General features: G+C 67.8%; 20 protein-coding genes. 8 read left to right on the top strand and 12 right to left on the bottom strand.

Features of this window, described 5'->3' with window-relative positions; translation table 11 throughout:
- Positions 1-20: 20 nt before the first annotated feature.
- Positions 21-977 (top strand): NAD(P)H-dependent flavin oxidoreductase, encoded by a 957-nt coding sequence (locus tag ACWEWT_RS04595; protein ID WP_452556121.1) that lies wholly within the window; start codon positions 21-23, stop codon positions 975-977.
- 9 nt (positions 978-986) lie between these two features.
- On the opposite strand, the gene ACWEWT_RS04600 is transcribed toward ACWEWT_RS04595, so the two are convergent.
- From ACWEWT_RS04600 to ACWEWT_RS04610, 3 genes are all read right to left on the bottom strand, one after another.
- Positions 987-2051, bottom strand: coding sequence for an alpha/beta hydrolase family esterase (locus tag ACWEWT_RS04600; RefSeq protein WP_452556123.1), 1065 nt, complete (start codon positions 2049-2051; stop codon positions 987-989).
- Positions 2052-2144: 93 nt separating this feature from the next.
- The gene (locus ACWEWT_RS04605) at positions 2145-4406 is read right to left on the bottom strand and encodes a glycoside hydrolase family 3 C-terminal domain-containing protein (RefSeq protein ID WP_452556125.1); all 2262 of its coding nucleotides are present in this window, start codon (positions 4404-4406) and stop codon (positions 2145-2147) included.
- A gap of 128 nt (positions 4407-4534) precedes the next feature.
- Positions 4535-5086 carry a dihydrofolate reductase family protein gene (locus tag ACWEWT_RS04610; RefSeq protein WP_452556127.1) on the bottom strand — a complete coding sequence of 184 codons (552 nt, stop codon included), beginning with the start codon at positions 5084-5086 and terminating at the stop codon, positions 4535-4537.
- A 235-nt stretch (positions 5087-5321) separates the two neighbouring features.
- On the opposite strand from ACWEWT_RS04610, the gene ACWEWT_RS04615 reads away from it, so the two are divergent.
- The 4 genes from ACWEWT_RS04615 to ACWEWT_RS04630 all read left to right on the top strand — a co-directional run bounded on the left by ACWEWT_RS04615 (position 5322) and on the right by ACWEWT_RS04630 (position 9053).
- Entirely contained in the window at positions 5322-6341 is a 1020-nt protein-coding gene (locus tag ACWEWT_RS04615; protein WP_452556129.1) for a transglycosylase SLT domain-containing protein, read from the top strand.
- Positions 6342-6487: 146 nt separating this feature from the next.
- Positions 6488-7126: an Rv0361 family membrane protein gene (locus ACWEWT_RS04620; RefSeq protein ID WP_452556131.1), complete on the top strand. Its 639-nt coding sequence runs from the start codon at positions 6488-6490 to the stop codon at positions 7124-7126.
- Positions 7127-7690: 564 nt separating this feature from the next.
- Entirely contained in the window at positions 7691-8665 is a 975-nt protein-coding gene (locus ACWEWT_RS04625; protein WP_452556133.1) for a GlxA family transcriptional regulator, read from the top strand.
- A gap of 55 nt (positions 8666-8720) precedes the next feature.
- Positions 8721-9053: a hypothetical protein gene (locus tag ACWEWT_RS04630; protein WP_452556135.1), complete on the top strand. Its 333-nt coding sequence runs from the start codon at positions 8721-8723 to the stop codon at positions 9051-9053.
- Positions 9054-9074: 21 nt separating this feature from the next.
- Here the strand turns inward: ACWEWT_RS04630 and ACWEWT_RS04635 are convergent, their stop codons facing one another.
- The 3 genes from ACWEWT_RS04635 to ACWEWT_RS04645 form a co-directional block, all read right to left on the bottom strand.
- On the bottom strand, positions 9075-10427 hold the full coding sequence (locus tag ACWEWT_RS04635) for a CoA transferase (RefSeq protein ID WP_452556137.1): 1353 nt from the start codon (positions 10425-10427) through the stop codon (positions 9075-9077).
- 82 nt (positions 10428-10509) lie between these two features.
- Positions 10510-10893 (bottom strand): DUF2784 domain-containing protein, encoded by a 384-nt coding sequence (locus ACWEWT_RS04640; protein WP_452556139.1) that lies wholly within the window; start codon positions 10891-10893, stop codon positions 10510-10512.
- A gap of 40 nt (positions 10894-10933) precedes the next feature.
- Positions 10934-12364: an SDR family NAD(P)-dependent oxidoreductase gene (locus ACWEWT_RS04645; RefSeq protein ID WP_452556141.1), complete on the bottom strand. Its 1431-nt coding sequence runs from the start codon at positions 12362-12364 to the stop codon at positions 10934-10936.
- Positions 12365-12593: 229 nt separating this feature from the next.
- Here ACWEWT_RS04645 and ACWEWT_RS04650 point away from each other — a divergent pair, with 229 nt between their 5' ends.
- The 3 genes from ACWEWT_RS04650 to ACWEWT_RS04660 all read left to right on the top strand — a co-directional run bounded on the left by ACWEWT_RS04650 (position 12594) and on the right by ACWEWT_RS04660 (position 15363).
- Entirely contained in the window at positions 12594-13739 is a 1146-nt protein-coding gene (locus ACWEWT_RS04650; protein WP_452556143.1) for an acyl-CoA dehydrogenase family protein, read from the top strand.
- A gap of 127 nt (positions 13740-13866) precedes the next feature.
- Positions 13867-14430, top strand: coding sequence for a TetR/AcrR family transcriptional regulator (locus ACWEWT_RS04655; protein ID WP_452557668.1), 564 nt, complete (start codon positions 13867-13869; stop codon positions 14428-14430).
- A 183-nt stretch (positions 14431-14613) separates the two neighbouring features.
- The gene (locus ACWEWT_RS04660) at positions 14614-15363 is read left to right on the top strand and encodes a hypothetical protein (protein ID WP_452556145.1); all 750 of its coding nucleotides are present in this window, start codon (positions 14614-14616) and stop codon (positions 15361-15363) included.
- A 46-nt stretch (positions 15364-15409) separates the two neighbouring features.
- Here the strand turns inward: ACWEWT_RS04660 and ligD are convergent, their stop codons facing one another.
- The 6 genes from ligD to ACWEWT_RS04690 all read right to left on the bottom strand — a co-directional run bounded on the left by ligD (position 15410) and on the right by ACWEWT_RS04690 (position 20060).
- The gene (ligD, locus tag ACWEWT_RS04665) at positions 15410-16420 is read right to left on the bottom strand and encodes a non-homologous end-joining DNA ligase (protein WP_452556149.1); all 1011 of its coding nucleotides are present in this window, start codon (positions 16418-16420) and stop codon (positions 15410-15412) included.
- Positions 16417-17502, bottom strand: coding sequence for an ATP-dependent DNA ligase (locus ACWEWT_RS04670; protein WP_452556151.1), 1086 nt, complete (start codon positions 17500-17502; stop codon positions 16417-16419). The genes ligD and ACWEWT_RS04670 overlap by 4 nt, the downstream gene beginning before the upstream one ends.
- Before the next feature lie 104 nt (positions 17503-17606).
- Positions 17607-18020, bottom strand: a complete 414-nt coding sequence (locus ACWEWT_RS04675; RefSeq protein ID WP_452556152.1) for a cold shock domain-containing protein — start codon at positions 18018-18020, stop codon at positions 17607-17609.
- Complete coding sequence (locus ACWEWT_RS04680; RefSeq protein ID WP_452556154.1) at positions 18017-19123, bottom strand: SPFH domain-containing protein; 1107 nt, start codon at positions 19121-19123, stop codon at positions 18017-18019. The genes ACWEWT_RS04675 and ACWEWT_RS04680 overlap by 4 nt, the downstream gene beginning before the upstream one ends.
- Positions 19124-19146: 23 nt before the next feature.
- A complete protein-coding gene (locus tag ACWEWT_RS04685) occupies positions 19147-19374 on the bottom strand; it encodes a hypothetical protein (protein WP_452556156.1) in 228 nt (75 codons plus the stop codon).
- Between the two features lie 62 nt (positions 19375-19436).
- Entirely contained in the window at positions 19437-20060 is a 624-nt protein-coding gene (locus ACWEWT_RS04690; RefSeq protein ID WP_452556158.1) for a TetR/AcrR family transcriptional regulator, read from the bottom strand.
- Positions 20061-20127: the final 67 nt, after the last annotated feature.

The raw sequence follows: 20127 nt of genomic DNA on the forward strand, positions 1-20127 counted from the left end.
GCCCTGTTACGGTCGGCACTGTGACCGAGCGCCTACCCGAGATCCTCCGCGCCGAACTGCGCCTACCCGTGATCGCCGCCCCCATGTTCATCGTCTCCGGGCCCGAGTTGGTGCTCGCCCAGTCCAAGGCGGGGATCATCGGCTCCTTTCCGGCGCTGAATGCCCGCACAACGGCCACGTTGCGGGAGTGGCTCACCCGGATCACCGACGAACTCGCCGCCACCCCCGGCGCGGCCCCGTACGCGGTGAACCTGATCGTGCACAAGACCAACGCGCGGCTGCTGGAGGATCTGGCGATCCTGGAGGAGTTCCGGGTTCCGATCGTGATCACCTCGCTCGGCGCCCGCGCTGATGTCAACGAGCGGATCCATGCCTACGGCGGCGTGGTGCTGCACGACGTGATCAGCGATACTTTCGCCCGTAAGGCGGTCGCCAAGGGCGCCGACGGACTGGTCGCGGTGGCGGCCGGCGCGGGCGGACACGGCGGCACCGTCTCACCGTTCGCGTTGATCCGGGAGATCCGCGAATGGTTCGACGGGCCGCTGGCACTGTCGGGCGCTATCGCGCACGGCGACAGCGTGCTCGCGGCGCTGGCCGCGGGCGCCGATTTCGCCTATGCCGGTTCGATATTCATCGCGACCGACGAGGCCACCGCGGTTCCCGAGTACAAGGAGATGATCGTCGCCGGATCGGCCGGCGATATCGTCTACACGGACTTCTTCACCGGCGTGAAGGGCAACTATCTGCGCCCCAGCATCGTCGCCGCCGGTATGGATCCGGACGCACTGGGTGACCCGGGCGCCGGATCCGGCTCGCTGGAGTTCCTGAGCTCCGGAGAGACCAAGGCCTGGCGTGATATCTGGGGTGCGGGTCACGGTATCGGCGCGGTGACCGAGGTGGGCTCCACCGCCGCGGTCGTCGACCGCCTGGTCGCGGAGTACCAGCGGGCCCGGCAGCGGCTCACCGCCCTGCGCTGAGCAGTGCGGTCAGCTCGGCATCGGATGTGCCCGGAAGAAATCCCAGATGAGCGCGGTGGCGCTGATGGAGTCGGTGTTGTCGCCGACCAGCGCCGCCGGAAAGATCTCCGAGCGAGTGCCGAACCAGGTGTGGCCGCCACCGAGAACCGACCACAGCTGGACTTCGGCGCCCGCCGGGCACGGGTACGCCGCCAGCGTCACATCCCCGGTGACCGGTTGTTCGGCGGGTTCGGTCCCGCATCCGTTGCGCGCGGCCCACGCGGCGGCATTGTCCGGAATCGACTGCGGGCCGGGTCCTTCCACAGCGGGACCCGGATGTCCGGGGTCGGCCGAACCGGTACCGTCCGGCGACGGAAGCAGCCGGGCATTCGGTCCGGTACCGCCGGTATAGGCGACGATCGGATCCGCGGTGCCGTGCAGGGCGATCACCGGTACCGGGCGGACCGGATCACACCAGGCGAAATCGGACAGGCCCGCGACCGGCGCGATCGCGGCGATGCGGTCGGCCAGTTGGCACCCCAAGGACGAGGTGGTGAAACCGCCCATGGACAGCCCGGTGGCGTAGATACGCCGAGTGTCCACGCACAGTGTGGATTCGACCTCCGTGAGTAGATCCGCGAGGTACCCGATATCGGCGGATCCGTGGCCGAAATCCCAGCGGGGCAGTCCCGCTCGCAGTAGCTGTGGCGTAACGGTGACGAAACCGTGGGTACGTCCATAGGCGCCGAATTCGGTGCTCGTGTACTGGATGAACGCGGGTTCGAGATACCCGTGCAGGTCCAGGACAACCGGCGTCGGTCCGTCGACGCGGTCGGGGATATCGCGCCCGTAAACTCCCGAGACGCCCCGGGAACTGAACAGGACCGGTTCGGTTCCGGGCCGCGGCTGTGGGAGCGAGCATCCGGCCGAGGGGAGTGGCGCCGGTTCGGTGGGCGCGGCGGACGCGGGGCCGGTGGCGACGCTGGTGGAAACGACGGCGATCGCGATAACGGTCAGCACCGAACGAGGGCCCGGGTGGGCGCCGGCGGACCTTCGAGACCACCGGCGCACCAGGGAAACGGGATTTCTGTTCACGAATACGATGATGACAAATCGAGGCAATTTGCTTATCGGAATCGGAAATCCGAACAGGGCCGATCTGCCGGGCGTCCGGCCCTGGTTCTCCCGTCAGTCGTTCGCGCGGCGCAGTAGATCGTCGAGTTCCCCGGCGGTCATCAGGCCGCCCAGCTGGAGTGCGATCCGGCCGATCGGAATGGAGCCGATCATCCGCGCCATATCGATTCCCAGCCCGGCACCGGCGGAACTGCCCTGCTCACCGAGCAGCGGCTGCAGCAGCGCGCCGAGTACCGCGCCGGCCACCGGATTCGCCATGACCTCGGAGAACGGTGATTCCCGAGTGAGTGGCACCTGCACCGCGTCGCCGTCGATCCGCACGGTCGTGTGTACCGGTAGATCACGGCTGGAACCGCCGATATACGCCGTGTACTCACCGCCTTCGACCACCCAGCGGGCGGCCGGTTCGTTCCACCGAGCGAATTCGTGCCGGGGTATCCGGACAGTGACCTCCCGCGCCACGCCGGGTTCCAGCTCCACGGTGGCGAACCCGGCCAGTTCCCGGGGCGGGCGCACTACGGACGACGACTTCAGGCCCGTATAAACCTGAACGATCTCGCGGCCGGCCCGCGGGCCGGTGTTGGTCACCCGCACGGTGACCGAGATACCCTCGGTATCGGCGACCGCGCGCGCGTCGGCGTATTCGAAAGTCGTGTAGGTGAGTCCGTGCCCGAACGGGAAGCTCACCTCGAGTTCCCGCCGGTCGTACCAGCGATATCCGACGAAGATGCCTTCCCCGTACCGGACGTGTCCGTGCTCACCGGGAAAGTTGTCGTAGGCGGGGACATCGGTGAGGCGGATCGGCACCGTCTCGGTCGATTTGCCGGACGGTGCGGTGATCCCGAACAGCAGATCGGCGATCGCACCGCCGGCCGCCTGGCCCAGTAGCGCGGCGTCCAGGATCGCGGCCGCGGCGTCGACGATCGGTGCCAGCCGCAGTACTCCACCGTGTGCCAATACGACGACCACCCGGGGCTGTACGGCGCGGACTGCATGCACTAGTTCGATCTGATCGGCGGGTAGCTCGATATCTTCGCGATCGAAGCCCTCCGATTCCTGCGCGGCCGCCAGCCCCAGGAACAGGACGGCGATATCGGCCCGGGCGGCCGCCTCGACGGCGTCCGTCCGCAATTGCCCGGCAGCAGAACCGGATCCCGTATCGAAACCGCGGGCATATGTGACTTCCGCCGATCCGGCGTGGGCCCGGATCTCGTCGAGTGCGATATCGACCCGGGTCGCGGCGACATGGGAGGAACCGCCGCCCTGATAGCGCGGTTCGGTCGCGAACTCCCCGATCACCGCGATATTCCCGCCGGGTGTCAGCGGCAGTGTCGCGCTGTCGTTCTTCAGCAGTACCGCGCAGCGGGCCGCCGCGGCGCGAGCCAGCGCATGATGCTCGTCGGCATCCCAGGTGGTCTCCGGATCGGCACTGCCGGTGGCGCGTACGGCGAGCGCGGCGATCCGTCGCGCCGAGGATTCGAGAACTCGCGGGTCGAGCGAGCCGTCGGCGACAGCGGCCACGACCCCGCGGTCCCCGGCCTCGTCGGCGCCCGGCATCGTGAGATCCAGGCCTGCGGCGACCGCGGCGACCCGGTCGTCGACCGCGCCCCAATCGCTCACCACCACCCCGTCGAAACCCCATTCCGTACGCAGGACCTCGGTGAGCAACCAATGGTTCTGGGCCGCGTACACGCCGTTGATCTTGTTGTACGAGCACATGACCGTCCAGGGCGCGGCCTCCCGGACCACCTGCCCGAACGCGTGCAGATAGATCTCGCGCAGCGGTCGCGGATCGATATCGGAACTGGAGGTCATCCGTTCGTGTTCGGTGTTGTTCGCCGCGAAATGTTTCACCGAGGCCCCGACACCCTGCTGCTGGAGCCCGCGCACCCAGCCGGTCGCCAGTGCGGCGGTGAGCCGGGGGTCCTCGGAGTAGTACTCGAAATTCCGCCCGCAGCGCGGATCCCGCTTGATATTGATTCCCGGGCCGAGCACGATCTGCACCCCCGCCGCCCGCGCTTCCCGCCCGATCGCCGCCCCCACTCGGAAGGTGAGTTCGGGATCCCAGCTCTGCCCCAGGCCGACCGCGGGCGGGAAGCAGGTGGCAGGGATACTCGGGCCGATACCCAGTGCGTCCCCACTCTTCTGCGGGTCCTGGTATCGGAGACCGTGCGGGCCGTCGGAGAGCGCGATCGACGGAATATCGCCGATCGGCTTCGTCGACCAGAAACCACGTCCACTGCCGAGCCCGGCGCGCTGTTCGGTGGAGAGCGGGCCGATCAGGTCTTCCGGGCTGGTCGCGATCGGGTCCGGCATACGAAGCTCCTCCTGACGTCGGTTACCGTGTCGAACCTAGTCGGTGGGAGCGGGGCGGCGCGGGATACGACCGGCGCCGCGTGGGAAACCGCGGCCGGTACGGGCGCGGCCTCGGAGCGGTGATCGCGTCAGGCTCCGGCCGGACCGTAGTCCAGATGCACCACGCCGTTGGCGTAGACGTCGTGGGCCTTCAGCGTGAGCGTGGTGGTGCCGGACCCTTCGGCGAACAGTTTCTCCCCCTTGCCCAGGGCGACCGGGTACACGAACAGATGCAGATCGTCGACGAGACCGTCGGCGAGCAGCGCCCGGACCAGGGTGCCGCTGCCGCTGATGTAGATCGTGCCGTCGATATCGTTCTTGAGGTCACGCAGGACCTCGGCGTCGTAGGCGCCGAGCGAGGTGCTGTTGGACCATTCGGCCTGTGGTTCGTGCGCACCCACCACGTACTTGACGGTGTCGTTGAAGAACGGTGCGCCCGGATCGTCCTCGACGGTGCGGGTGGACCATGCCGGAGCGAACATCTCGAAAGTCCTGCGGCCCAGCAGGATCGCCCTCGCCGCACCGGTGACGGCGGCAAGGGTTTCGCCCATCTGCGGGTCGAATCCGAATTCGAAGGTCCACGAGGGATCCTCGTATACCCCGTCGAGGGAGATGAATTCGTGGACGGCGATGGTTCCCATGATTTTCCTTCCTGGTCGGCGGCGCGTGGCTGCCGATTCCGGTGTGGCGGCCGGTCCGCCGTACTGTCGGGCGGTTTGCCGGTTCTGCACAGGTAGACGGGGGCCGGAGAGGTTTCTCATCGGTGCCGGCGAGGAGCGCGCCGGGAATGCTTCTCACCAGCGGGAGCACTCGATATACCGGCGGATGGAACTCTGTTAAGGAAGTGGTGGTGTACTGGGCGCGGGACGGAGGGCGATGGTCGTCGCAAAGGACTGGACACTCCGGCGTCCGCGGAATGCTCCGCTCCTGAACCCCTATATCGACTATGCCGAGAAGGTCCTCAAAGCACTGCAGAACGGTCTGGGTGACCGCACCGCGACAACCCTCACTGCCCAGCAGCTCGCGCGCCTGGCCGGTGAACGTCCCGGCGACGGTGAACTCGCGGAGAAATACCAGCTCAGGGATCAACAGGTCGCGGACTACAAGAACGACTGGAGCACTCTCGACGACCAGATCGCCGATCTCGCCGCCTTGGCCGCCGACGACGCCAACGGAGTGAGCGGGTCCTTCGACGATCTTCTCGGCGCGGTCATCGAGATCACCGAAGGCGTGCCCGACAGTCCCACCACGCGTCAGCAGTTCGACGCGGTCGTCGCGATCGACGACACCATCGGCGCGACCGTCCGTAAAGTGCAGTCCACGCACAACGAACTGTCGAACAAATCCCTGCAGGTGCCCCAGGAACGCTCGGAGGCCACCAATGCCGGTGCCGGTGCAGGCGCTCCGACCAGCCCACTCATGGGCGGGCAGTCGCCGAGTGGCAGCAGCGGCAGCGGTGGCGACTCCGATTCCGGAGACGACTCCGATTCCGGCGGGGCGATCACCGGTACCTCCGGAACCCCGACCAAGATGCCGACCGGTGACGTTGCGCAGTGGATCGATCAGGCGATCGAGGTGCTGCGCGAGAACGGTTACGACATCAAGGATTCCGACGCGGCCATTATCGCGACGATGATCGAGAAGGAATCCAGCGGCAATCCGAACGCGATCAATCTGTGGGATAGCAACGCGGAGGCGGGAACCCCGTCGAAGGGCCTCATGCAAACCATCGATCCGACCTTCAACGCGCACGCCCTGCCCGGTCACACCGATATCTGGAATCCGGTCGACAATATCTGCGCGGGCGCCGCCTACGCCATCGACCGATACGGTTCGCTCAGTGCCGTACCCGGTATCGTCAACATGTCCCAGGGAGTCGGTTACGTCGGGTACTGACCGTAATCGTCCGGGGGCCGACGGAGTTCCGGGTGCGTGACGTATCCGGAGCCGTTGTTAACGCCACGTCTTCGTGGGGGAATTAGAGTTCGGACGCGGCGCCACCCCGGTGACGCGCAGGAGAGCAAGGATTACAGGACTTCCGTATGGGTCACCCGCAACAGCCCAATCCGTACCAGCAGCAGCCGGGTCAGCCGTACCCGGGGCAGCAGCCGTATCCGGGGCAATACGGCCAGCCCTACCCGCCCGGCCAACCGCAGTACGGTGCGCCCGGCGGTTACGGTGCTCCACCGCCGCGCTCCGGTGGTAACGGTGGCAAGATCGCGCTCGTTGTCGGTGGTGTCGCGGTGGTGCTGATCGCCGTCGGCGTGGGAGCGTTCTTCCTGTTCAGTAGTGGCAGCGGCTCGATCGTGGGCGGTGGCTACGACGATCCGCGTGATGTCGCGCAGGCCTGGGTGGATCAGGACGGCGACCCACAGGATCTGGTCTGCTCCGCGGACCTGGACGAGATCTCGCAGTACGAGCAGCAGAACCCGACCAAGCCCACCGATATGCCCGATGTCGACCTGCCCGAATCGACGACCACACTGAAGAGTGTCGACGTCCCGGCCGGTAGCGATAAGGGCACCTTCACCATGGAGATGTCCATGGAGGTCATGGGTACGTCGAGTACCACCAGCATGACCTACGACCTTGTCGAGGAGGACGGCGGCTGGAAGGTCTGCGGCATCCTCGATCCGGATATCGAAATGGACGATTCGGGTTTCGGGCTGGGCGGTCGCTAGATAGACCCCGGCCGGACAACGTATCCGAACTCGGCGGCGCGACCCGGTCCCGCCGTCGAGTTCGTTCGTGCCGGGCCCGAACGGCGCACGAACACTGCGTATGCGAATGAAAGGCTGCGGCGCACCCCGCAGCGCCGCAGCCATGCATTCCCACACACTGGGGCGGTCCCCGACGGCCGGCCGCGGATACTGCGGATTCCCGGCCGGATGCCGGACCGGCCCCCTGCCGGCCCCACCGGCGCGAACGCGTACTTCCCGGGCGGTCGGTGTCGAAGCCGGAATTCTTCGTCCTTGGACGAATTCGCGACGGTGAGGTCGCCGTCGGCTGTCACCGGTGTGTTCGGTGGTAGCACGCGAACGGTGCCGGGCGCGCGAAGGCGACCGGCACCATTCTGTTCAATCGACCCTACGGGTTCGGGCAGAGGTGCGAGAGGGGCGGATGCGACAGGAAACGCTCTGTTTGCGACACGCGGGCGGAGGCCGAAGGATGCGCTGACCGGGTTTTCTCGATCATAGGGACCGTCCGGTTTCCGATCGAAGGCCGCGGACCGTATCCTCCCCGGCGTGGATGTCGGGATTCTCGTAGTGGACGGAGTAGCCGATTTCGGGCTGGGCGCACTGCTCGGTGCGTTCGGTACGGCCAATGCGCTGCGCAAGGAGCTGGAGAATCCGCCCGCGCCCTGGAACATCCACACGGTATCGCTGGGAACCTCGGTCCGGTCGGGCAGCGGGAACCTGGTGCCGACCACCCCGCTCGGGGAGATCCCCGTTCCGCTCGACGCTCTGGCGGTCGCCGCGGTCGACATCCTGGAACCCCAGCCGCTGGTGGAGCTGGTCACCGATCCGGTTCATTCGCGGGTGCTCGAACACATCCGGGTTGCTCGCACGCAGGGAGTGCACCTGGCCGCGGCCTGTACCGCGACGTTCTTCCTGGCGGAATCCGGTGTGCTCGACGGTTCCCCGGCGACGACCAGCTGGTGGCTGGGCGCGTGCTTCCGCGGCCGCTATCCACGGGTTCAGCTGGACGAGAGTTGTATCGTCTGCCACGGCGACGGCATCACGACCGCCGGAGCCTCACTGTCCCATATGGATATGGCTCTTTCGCTGATCTACCGGACCAGCCCCGAACTGGCCGAACGGGCCATGCGCTATCTGGCCGTCGGATCGCGGGCGAGTCAGGCGCCGTACGCTATTCCCGAGGTGGTGGCCCGCGGTAATACGCTGATCGTGCGGTACGAACGCTGGGTCCGCGATCACCTCTCCGAACAGTTCCTGATCGCCACCGCGGCCCGGGAACTCGGTCTGACCGAACGCAGTCTGCAGCGGGCCACCCGCGCCGCACTCGGTATGTCGCCGAAGGATTTCGCCGACGATATCCGGCTCGATCGCGCCGTTCAGTTGCTGCAGTCCGGCAACCTCACGGTGGGCGCGGTCGCCCGCGAGGTCGGCTACGTCAACGCCAGCGCACTACGCGCACTCGCCCGGCGGCGCCGCGGCCTGTCTCTGGCCGAGATCCGCGCCCATCGACTGCCCTGGTGAGGGTGATTCGTCCGCTTCCACTGGCGCGCGGCGGCGGACTACCTACACTGTCCGCATGTCTGTTCGACGGCTGATCGCCGCCCTCCTGCTCGTTTCCGCCGCATCGTTCGGAGTATCGGCGTGCACGGCAACGGGCCCGGGCGCGCGCAGCGAATGCGAGGTCAGCGGCTGCACAGTGACCTTCGATCGCGGTGTGGCGGCGAAGATCAGCGTCCTGGGTGTGGATACCGAACTCACCGCCGTAGAGGGCAATGTCGTCACCGTGTCCGTGGCCGGTCAGCCGGTCACGGTACCGGTCGGCGAAACCGGATCGGTCCAGGGCATGAACCTGACGGTGCAGGAGATCACCCAGGACAAGGTCGTGGTACGGCTCGCGACCGGTCTCTGAGCGACCCCGGCCCGGCCGTTCTCAGTGGCGTTCGGGTACCGGGTTCTCCGCCCACCGGGGCTCGGCGCGACCGTAGCCGGGCGCCGGGAAGGGGTAGTCGGGGAACTCGGCCAGGGCCGGTGCCGCGCTCACCACTCGCCCGTGGGTCACCGTGGTCTTCGCGCCGGGGACCGCCGGAACCGGGTGGTCGGGTGTGCGGCCGCGTTCGCTGAGCAACCAGGTCGCGGTGCGGGCCAGTGATACGCGCACGTCGCGGCCGCGGCCGTCGGCGGAACGGGCGGCGAGCGCGTCCACGATCCCGGCCGCGAGGAGGTATCCGGAGGCGTGATCGAGTGCCTGCGCGGGGAGCGCGCCGGGCATCGAGGACGCTCCCTCGATCACGGCGATCCCGGTCGCGGCCTGGACGATACTGTCGAATCCGCGCCGGCCCGCCCATGGGCCGGTGAATCCCCAGGCGCTCACGCGCGCGTGGACGAGTCCGGGCCGCCCGGTGAGGCCGAGCCGTTCCAGCGCGCCCGGCCGGTATCCGGTGACCAGCACATCGGCGGTATCCAGCAACCTCTCCCACGCGGAGCTCGTCGTTCGCAGATCCAGCAGGGTCGAAGATTTGCCCTGGCAGGTATCGATGTACTGCCATGGAATCTCCGGCAGTCCGGGCGGATCCACCCGCAGCACCTCGGCGCCGAGCAGCGCGAGTGCACGGGTGGCCACCGGACCGGCGATGACCCGGGTCAGATCCAGCACCCGTACCCCCTGCAACGGCTGATACGGGGTCCCCGATACCGGCAGGGTGTAGCGGCGGCGGTCGTCGCGTGGCTGCACCGCCACCAGCGGTCCCGCCCCGGCCGCTGCCGCCTGCGCGGCCGCCCGCCACTGCGTCTCGTCCCGGACCTGCACGGCGATCGCGCCGCGCGCGGCCGCCAGCTCTTCCAGGTCGGCGGCGCGGATCACGGCGATCTGGGCTTCGACGAGTTCACGCGGAGCGTCGGCGGGCAGCTCGAGCGCGGCCAGTAGCCCGGCCCGGTGGTGCGGGTAGTTGGCGTGCGTCCGCACCCACCCGTCGAATGTGGGGAAGAAACCGGACAGCTCGGCGAAACCCGCGACGGGCTCGCCACCTATACGCAACAGCCGGTCGCTGGAGAACGACGCCGCGATCCGTGCCGGGTCCAGCCGGTGCCGGATGGGCCTGATCGCGCCGGCCGCCCGATACCGGTCCGCCGCCGCGACGAACGCCTGGACGGATCCGGCGGCCAGCCCCCACACCGGCAGGGTGGCGGCCAGGTAGTGCCCGGGGTCGGGCCGGCCCATCGGTGCCGACGCGTCGACGCCGGCTCCGTCTTCGTAATCACGGACCAGCCGTGCGCCCACGTCCACGGCACCGAGCGTACTGGTCCGTGTGCCCCGGTAACGCCCGGTCACCCGATGGCACAGCGATTTTCATCACACCGACACCGGGTCAACCGGCGATTCGGGCGGTCGGACCGTGTGGACGGCGGGCCCGCCACCACAGTCCCACCCACGAGACCAGCACGCAGGCGGCCACCAGGAGCTGTACTTCGGTGAGCATGTTCGCGGGATAGATCACGCCGGTGAGGTAGTGGTCGATGAAGCCCTCCGGCGGTAGCCCGGCGACCCCGGCGCGCAGCCTCGCCCAGTTCTCCGCGTAGGTGAGCGGGCAGTCGTAGCCGATCAGGACCGTGCCGAACCCCCAGGCCACGGCAGCCCCGTGCGCCCAGACGGTGCGCGGGAAACGCCAGGCCAGGAAACCACCCGCCACCACGTAGCCGATGAACAGCAGATGCAGGGTGGCGATCAGATCCGCGATCAGCCGGTACCACACCCTTCCAGGGTATGCGCTCGGCGGGATTACGGCACCGAATTCACCACGGGGACGGCCGGTAGTCCTTCAGGAAGCAGCCGTAGAGGTCTTCGCCCGCTTCGCCGCGCACGATCGGGTCGTAGACCCGGGCCGCGCCGTCGACCAGGTCCAGTGGTGCGTGGAAGCCCTCGTCGGCCAGCCGGATCTTCGTGTAGTGCGGGCGCTCGTCGGTGATCCAGCCGGTGTCCACGGCTGTCATCAGGATGTTGTCGCTGCCGTACATCTCGTTCGCGCTGGTACGGGTGAGCATGTTCAGCGCCGCTTTGGCCATATTGGTGTGCGGATGTCCCGGGCCCTTGTAACCGCGGGAGAACTGTCCCTCCATCGCCGATACGTTCACTACGTATTTCCGGCGCGCGGCGGCCGCGGCCAGGGCCGGACGCAACCGCGAGACGAGAATGAACGGTGCCACCGAGTTGCACAACTGGACTTCCAGCAGTTCGGTCGGGTCGACCTCGCCCACGGTGTGCACCCAGCTGTTGGTGTGCGCGAGATCGGGAACCAGCCCTCCGGCATCGATCGCCACGCCGCGGGCTATGCGTTCGGGGGTGGCCGACCCCGCGACGAGCGCCAGCTCGGCGACATCGGCGCCGGAGAGGCTCGGCGTGAGCGAGGCGGTGAGGGCGGTGGGGTGTGCGCGTGTGGTCTGGCCGAAGGTCACTTTCTCCGGCAGCTGCCCCGCCGGGAGCGGGCCGTCCTCGGCGGCGGCCAGGGCGCTGTAGGCGCCGGGGGAGCGCCGGACGGTCTGGGCGGCGTTGTTGATGAGGATATCGAGCGGTCCCTGGGCTGCCACATCGTCGGCCAGCGCCACCACCTGGGCGGGGTCGCGCAGGTCGATCCCGACGATACGGAGCCGGTGCAGCCAGTCGGCGCTGTCGGGCTGGGCGGCGAACCGGCGGATGGCGTCATTGGGGAACCGGGTGGTGATGGTGGTGTGCGCGCCGTCGCGCAGCAGCCGCAGCGCGATGTACATCCCGATCTTGGCGCGTCCACCGGTGAGCAGCGCGCGCCGGCCGGTCAGATCGGTGCGCGCGTCGCGCCGCTCGTGACTCATGGCTGCGCAGTCCGGGCACAGCTGGTGATAGAAGGCGTCGACGCGGGTGTATTTCTCTTTACAGATATAGCAGCCGCGCGGCCGGAGCAGTGTCCCGGCGGAGCCGCCGGTGGTGGTCGAACTGATCGGGATCCCCGCGGTCTCGTCGTCGATCCGGTTCGGTGAACCGGTGGCCGTGGCGGCCACGACCGCGCGGTCCGCGGTGGTTTTCACCTGCCGGGCGGCGATCCGGCGCTGTCGTTTGAGCTCCTTGAACATCCGGCCGACCGCGCGTTGCACGGTGATCGATTCCGGATGACCGGGGTCCAGCTGACCTGCCTGGTCGAGAACACGCAGACAGGTGGCTAGATCGGTCGGGTCGATACTGGGCTCGGCCATCGGTTCGGGGGATTTCCTTCGTGAGCTGGGAAAGCGTGGCCACCATTGTGGCAAAACCGCCGGGGAGCGCCGGTAGTGGGCCGCCCGGACGGTCGCACACCCGGTTCCGAGTCTTCGCTGTCGTGGGAACTCGCTTCGTTGACATGGCGCCAATAGTGCGAGAAGGTCGTTGCCGGACGATCCGGTGCGTCGGTGCCGGGCTGGGTGATCACGAGCAGAGGACGCGGATATGGCACGCCCCGCATGGAGCGACGACGAGGTCGAGGCGGTACGGGAACTCGCGCGCAACTACTTCGAGAAGGAAGTGGTGCCGCACGAGGAGAAGTTCATCGAGCAGGGCCATCCGGACAAGGCGCTCTACCGGCGGGCCGGTGAACTCGGCCTGCTCTGCCCTGCGGTCGCCGAGGAATTCGGCGGCGGCGGCGGGACCTTCGCCCACGAAGCGGCGATCATCGAAGAGCAGGTCCGCGCGGGTGACGGTGCCCTGGGCATTCCGGTACACAGCTCGATCATCGCGCCGTATCTGGCCGAATTCGGTTCCGAGGAGCTGAAGAAGCGGATCCTGCCCAGGGCGTGCAGCGGTGAGATGGTGCTGTCCATCGGGATGACCGAACCCGGCACCGGGTCGGATCTGCAGGCGATCACAACGCGTGCGGTCCGCGAGGGCGACGAATACGTGCTCACCGGCTCGAAGATCTTCATCTCCAACGGCTGGCTCTGCGACGGCATCATCGTCGCCGCGAAGACCGATCCGGAGAAGGGTGCTGCCGGTGTTTCGCTGATCTTCGCCGAGGTCGGCGACGACACCCCCGGTTTCACCCGCGGCCGGATCCTGTCCAAGATCGGCGGTAAGGGCCAGGACACCGCCGAACTGTTCTTCGACGGACTGCGGGTGCCCGCCACGAACCTGCTGGGCGGCACCGAGGGCCAGGGCTTCTATCAGATGATGCAGCTGCTGGCCCAGGAGCGGTTGGTCACCGCCATCATGGCCGTGGCGATGATGGAACGCGCTGTCGAGTTGACCGTCGAGTACACCAAGGGCCGCGAAGCGTTCGGGAAACCGCTCTTCGCCATGCAGAACACCAAGTTCGAACTGGCCGAATGCGCGACAATCGCCCGGACCAACCGCGTATTCCTCGACGATTGCATCACCCGTCATCTGCGCGGAGAGCTCGATATCCAGTCCGCCGCCATGTCCAAGTACTGGTCCACCGATCAGCTCGGCATCGTCGTGGACCGCTGTCTGCAGCTCTTCGGCGGCTACGGCTATATGACCGAGTACCCGATCTCCCAGCTGTACACGGGTGCCCGGGTGCTGCGCATCCTCGCCGGCAGCAACGAGGTGATGAAGGATCTCATCGCGCGTGGGCTCTGACCTCGAACCTTCGCCTGCCGCCGCGACCGAGGCCCCTACCGTCCCCGGATCTGCCGGGGACGGGGGCAGCGGCGCGGACGAGCAGCCCCGGCGGCGTCGGCTCGAACCCGACGAGCGCCGGGCACAGATCCTGGCCCAGGCCATCGAAATGTTCGGCGAACGCCCGTACGCGGCCGTGTCCACCGCCGAACTGGCGCAGCGGGCCGGGGTGGCTCGCGGTCTGATCAACCATTACTTCGGCAATAAGCGCGACCTCTATCTCGCAGTGGTCCACCGGATGGTGACGCTGCCGCGTGCCGATGAGCTCGCCGTGCCCACCGGCAGCACCCGGGAACGCGTCGAGGCCAGTGTTCGCTGGCTGCTCGATACGATCTCCGAACACGGCAGCACCTGGGTGAAGGTGACCAGCCACGAAGGCGTCGGCGACGATCCCGAAGTGCAGCAGATCCTGGACGCGGCCGACGATGCGGCCGCGCAGCGGCTCCTGGTCATGATCGGCCTGGCCGACGATGCCCCATCGGACGAGCCCCGCCGGGCGATGGTCCGTGCCTATGGTGGCCTGGTCAAGGTCGCCGGCCGGGAATGGCTGACCCGGGGCACCATGACCCGCGAGCAGGTCCACGCGCTGCTGGTCGACATGCTGAACACCCTGGTCACCGAATCCCTGCCGCGGGTCCGCCGCCCGAGCTGAGCGGCGGGGTGCCGGTTCCTACTGTGCGGCAGCACAAGCGGTGGGCCGGGGGCTTCGGACGGTGACCAGCGCTATCCGCGGTCAGGGGGATTTACCGGAACTCCCGGCCGGTCCCGGCCTATTCTTTCGGTTGCCGGGCGCAATTGTTCGAAGATGCGCCCGCGGGGCTCGAAGGGATCGGTCATGGCAGATACGCGCTGGGCGGGTGAGCGCTGGCCGGAAGTTCCGGCGGACTGGGACGAGCCGCCACGATCCGGTCGTGCACCCGACGATTTCGACGATCGCCCCGACGAGCCGTACCGCTACGAGGACCGCCCGGTCGTCAATCCCTACGCGATCGTGGCGTTGGTGGCGGCACTGATCCTGATCTTCCCCGTGGCGATCGTCTTCGGCTTGATCGCGTTCGGGCATCCGCGCGGCCGGTTCATGGCCTTCACCGCACTGCTGCTCGGCATTCTCGAGGTGGCCGTGCTGGCGGCCTTTGTCCTGCTGCCCCGGGACAGCTCCGGCGGAGTGCTCGCACGGGTGGGGGACGTGGTCGGAGAGGCGACCGGCGGACAGCGGGCGACCGAATCCACGGGTTCGGCGACGCCGGAGATCTCCGCGACCACCCGGACCGCGGTCCCCACCGAGAGTCCGGCCGTGACCGAATCCTCGGTACCCCGGAGCGGGGCCGGTGCGGCACCTCCGGTGGCCGAAGCAGACACTCCGTGCCCCGAACCGGGACTACTCGGTGTCGGGTCCGACGGTGGCACGCTGCTGTGCTTGACCGACGCCGCGTCGGTCACCGGATATCAGTGGTCGGGCCCCTTCCGGGTGGCCGAGACCGTGCGCGAGGTAGGGGTGAGCTGTACCGGTGCGGCCACCGCGCGCACCGCGGCGGGATACGCCCTGGTCTGTGAAGGCGGTACCTGGACCCTCTGGGCATCATGAGCCCGGCCGCGGCACGGCCTGATCAGTGTGGCGATCGGCCGCGGGCTCACCCGTCCGTCGCGGGTTTACGAGCGCGGCTGGGCTGCACCCGGGGTGGTTCGTTGGGCATTTTCGGGTACTGCGGCGGCCACGGCGCGTCCATGAGACCCGAGGCGAGATCCCGTTCGGACATCCGCAGCAGCGGTTCGATGCTCTGCTGGGCGCGGTTCTCCCAGGGATCGCCGTATTCGGCGAGCCGGGCCGGAACCGTGGCGATCGTCAGCTCTTCGGGAACCACCGAGTCCAGTTCGTCCCAGTTCAGCGGGGTGGAGACCTGGGCGCCGACCTTGGGGCGTACACACCACGCGCCGAATACGGTCTTGTGCGGAGCGTTCTGGTTGTAGTCGACGAAGACCCGGCGGCCGCGTTCCTCTTTCCACCAGTGTGCGGTGATGTCGTCGGGGTACCGGCGTTCCAGCTCACGGGCCAGTGCCACCGCGGCGGCACGGACATCGTAGCCGTCCCAGCGCGGCTCGAGCGCGATGTAGAGGTGCAGCCCGCGCGACCCGGAGGTTTTCACCCAGGTCTCGATACCGAGTTCGGCGCACAGTTCCCGGGTCCGGACGGCGGCCGTGCGCAGTTCGTCGAAACCGATACCCGGTGAGGGATCGAGATCGATCCGGAGCTGATCGGCGATCCGCAGGTCCGGCACGGTATTGGGCCAGACGTGGAAGCCGAGGCAACCCTGGTTCACCGCCCACAGCACATGGGCCAGATCGTGCGCGACCAGCGCGTCACTGGTCGTGCCGTTGGGGGTGGACACCTCGACGGTGTGCAACCAGTCCGGGGCGGATTTCGGCACCCGCTTCTGGAACCAGGATTTACCCGACGCGCCGTCGGGATAGCGTTCCAGCAACAGCGGGCGCCCGCCGTTGACCCGGAAGAACGGTTCGGCGATGCGCTCGTAGTAACGCACCAGGTCGAGTTTGGTTTCGCCGCGGCGGGAGAAGTACACCTTCGACGGATTGCTGATGGTGAGCACCCGGCCGGCGGCCTCGATTTCCACGGATTCGCTCATTTCGCCACCGGGGTCCCGAAGATCTCGTGCAGTTCGGCCGGCGGGGCCTCGTCCAATTGGGCGTAGGTGCACGATTCGGGCGTGCGGTCGGGCCGGAAGCGAACCAGCCGCCCGCCGTGCCGGAAGCGACCGGATTGGACATGTTCGTACCGCACCTCGGCCACCAGCTCCGCGCGCAGCGCCTCCCAGGAGAGGTCCTTCCCACCGCTCCAGCGGCTCACCCCACCGGGCATGGACCCACCGGAATCGGCCTGGGCCGCGGCATCGGCCCATTCCCGCCACGGGTGGTCCACCAGCGCGTTCTCCCGATAGGGGGCGAGTTCGCCGACCAATTCGGTGCGGCGTGCCGCGGTGAAGCTGCTCGCGACTCCCACATGATGCAGCTTGCCCGCGTCGTCGTACAGGCCCAGCAGCAGGGAGCCCACGCCCTGTCCGTCCTTGTGCCAGCGGAAACCCGCCACCACACAGTCGGCGGTGCGAACGTGTTTGACCTTGAGCATCACCCGCTTGTTCTGCTGGTACGGCTGATCGTCGGCCTTGACCATCACACCATCGAAACCGGCGCCCTCGAATCTGGTGAACCAGTCCCGGGCGACAGCCGGGTCCCCGGTGAGCGGGGTCAGATGCACTCGTCCGGGCTCGGTGTCCAGGATGGTTTCGAGCAGCCGCCGACGTTCGGTGAACGGTGCCCCGGTCAGATCCCGATCGTCGAGCGCGAGCAGATCGAACGCCACGAAACTCGCCGGAGTCTCGGCGGCGAGCTTGGCCACCCGGGACGCCGCCGGATGCAGACGCTGCTGCAGTACATCGAAATCCAGCCCGTTCTCGGTGACCAGGACGATCTCCCCGTCCACGACGCACCGATCCGGCAGCGCGGTCCGCAACAGTTCGGCGACCTCGGGAAAATACCGGGTGAGGGGCCGGTCGTTACGCGACCCCAGTTCCACCTCGTCGCCGTCGCGGAACACCACGCAGCGGAACCCGTCCCATTTGGGTTCGTAACTGAGACCCGGCCCCGGGGGGATATCGGGCGCGGATTTGGCCAGCATGGGCCGGACGGGCGGTAGCACCGGTAGATCCACACGATCCTCCTCGGGTCGACTCACCCGTATCGACGCCGTGGCCGGCGCCGAATCATCGCACCCGATGATAGGAGTTGGAACCGACAGATCGCCGGATCCGGCCGTCAGTCGTCGATCCAGCCCTGTTCGGCCGCGAAATCGGTCAACCGCTCCCGGATGGCGACGATCTCCCCGGCGGTCAGCGCCGGGGAGGCGTCCAGCAACAGTTCGGTGATCAGCCGGGTGTGTTCGTCTGCCGACAACCGCGCGCCCTCGGCCACCGGTTTGGGCCGGATGTGCTGGCCGCGCGGAGACCGCAGGTTGATCGCCTTCGGACCGCGATCACCCTCGGTGATATCGAATTCGAAGACCCGGCCCTGCCGGAGTTCGTCCTCACCCAGGCCGATATCGTTGACGTGCACGAACACGTCCGGCCCACCGTCCTCGGGGCGGATGAAACCGAAACCCCGCGATCCGTCGAACGACACCAATTTCCCGCTGGCCACCACACCGCTCCTCGCCGCAGTTCTGCTGGTCACTCTATATCCGGTTTTTCCTCGTCGGTGGCCGAAAGCGCCTTTTGCAGCGAGTTGAACACGGTGAGTCCCTGCCCGACCATGCCGTTGAGCAGTTCACCCACCCCGTCCGGGCCGTTGAGGACCGTCAGGTTGGCATTGGAGAGTCCGCGCGCGGCCTGCTCCACGATGAGCGGCAACTGCTCGATGAGCATCTGGTCGAGCGCGATGCGGTTGTTGGAGGCCGCCGCCTCGGCCTGGATCCTGGTGCGGTTGGCCTCGGCCTCGGCGAGGATCTGCACCCGCTCGGCCTCGGCCTGCGCCGGTTTCACGACCTCGGCCTGCAGCTGCTGTTCGCGCAGTTCGGCTTCTTTCCGGGCCTGAGCGGCCTGTGCTCCGAGCACTTCCTGCTGAGCGAGGGCGGCCGCCAGCGGCCCGGCGGCGGCCGCCTCGGCCTGGGCCTTGTCGATATCGCGTTGATAGCCGGCTTTGAGAATCGAGGTCTCCCGCGCGTACTCGGCCTGTTTCCGCAACGATTCCTGTTCGGCCTCGGCCGAAAGCTGGGCGGCCCGTGATTCCGCGATCTGCGCGTCCCGGTGCACGGCCGCGTTGTGCGGGGCAGCGAGCGCGGAGATGTAGCCGAGATTGCCGTCGTCGATGGACTGGATCTGGAACGAATCGACCCACAGGCCGATATTGCTCATCTCCACCTTGGACGCGACCAGGACTTCGTCGGCGAGCCGCTGACGTTCCCGGATTATCTCCTCCACGGTCATCGAGCCGACGATGGAGCGCAGATGACCGGAGAAGATCCGCCCGGTGAGCACCGACATCTCCTGCTCCTGTTCGGAGAGGAAGCGCTGGGCCGCGTTCACGATGGAAGGGGTGTCGTTGGCGACCTTGAAGGCGATGACCGCCCGCACCTGCAGGACGATGGCCTGTTTGGTCACGCAGCGTTCGGTGATCTCGGCCTCGAACATCGCCAGCGAGAGATAGCGGACCTTGCGGAAGAACGGCATCACCCACGCGCCGCGTCCGATGATCACCCGGAACGGTGAGGCGTCGCGACTCTTGGCGCCGCTGACCAGCATCGCCTCATCGGGATCGGGCACGTGATAACCCAGCACGTAGAACTCCTCGCGTCGTGTCGTTACGGTGCCGGGTCCGGCGTGAGGGGCAGCCAGGGCACCACGTCGGCGATACGACCGGAATCGACAGCGACGACCAGCACGGTGCTCCCGGCCGTGATCGCTTCGGCGGCTCGCGCGATGTACCCTTCGGTTCCCCCACGGACGGCCACCAGGACCTCACCCAGCGTCCCGGGGCCTCGGATCGGCGAGATCAGCTTACCGGTCGACCCGACAACTTCGTCGTGCATTGTTCTCCCCGATCTCCTTGCCCGGCTTCGTTTCCGGATACGGTCCCCGGCCGGGCCCGTGACTAGCGATAGAGACTCCGGTACGCGCCCAGCATGGCGACGAGATGTTCGATGATCTCGGCGCGGGTGGCGCGCAGAGATCCGTTGAGCCAGGCGGAGAACATTCCCGCGTTGCCACTCGCCATGGTGACCGCCGCGAGGCGCCGCCGGACCGGATCCTCGATCTGTGCGAAGAGGTGGTCCTGGATGAGCCGGGTGAAGGCGGGCATGACGGCGATGGTGGTCTGGCCGAGGCCGGTACTGGAATACGGTTCGACCAGGAACAGGCGCGATTTCCGGGGGTCCTCGAGAACCTTGTCCACCAGTGCTTCCGAGAGCGCCCGGTCGCGCGAGGCGTCGTCGGCGACGGCGAACGCGGTCATCGGATCGAGGAAATCGTCGGCGATCTGCCGGTAGAGCACATCGAGCAGTTCGTCCCGGCTGGCGAAACTTTCGTAGAAGTACCGATCGGTGAGATTGGCCCGGCGGCATACCGCCCGCATGGTGACCCCGGCGGCGCCGGATTCACCGATCAGATCCAGCGCGGCCTCGAGCAGCGCGGTGCGCCGTGCCTGCTTTCGTTCGGAAAGCGTGGTGCCACCCCAGATCCGGGGTCCGCTGTCGTCCGATCGTTGATCTGAATGCACCCGTCCACAGTAGTGGGCGCCGGTCGCCCGCCGTTCCGGGTGGTGACGGCACCGGATACCCGTCCGG

The sequence above is a fragment of the Nocardia sp. NPDC003963 genome (assembly GCF_053605105.1).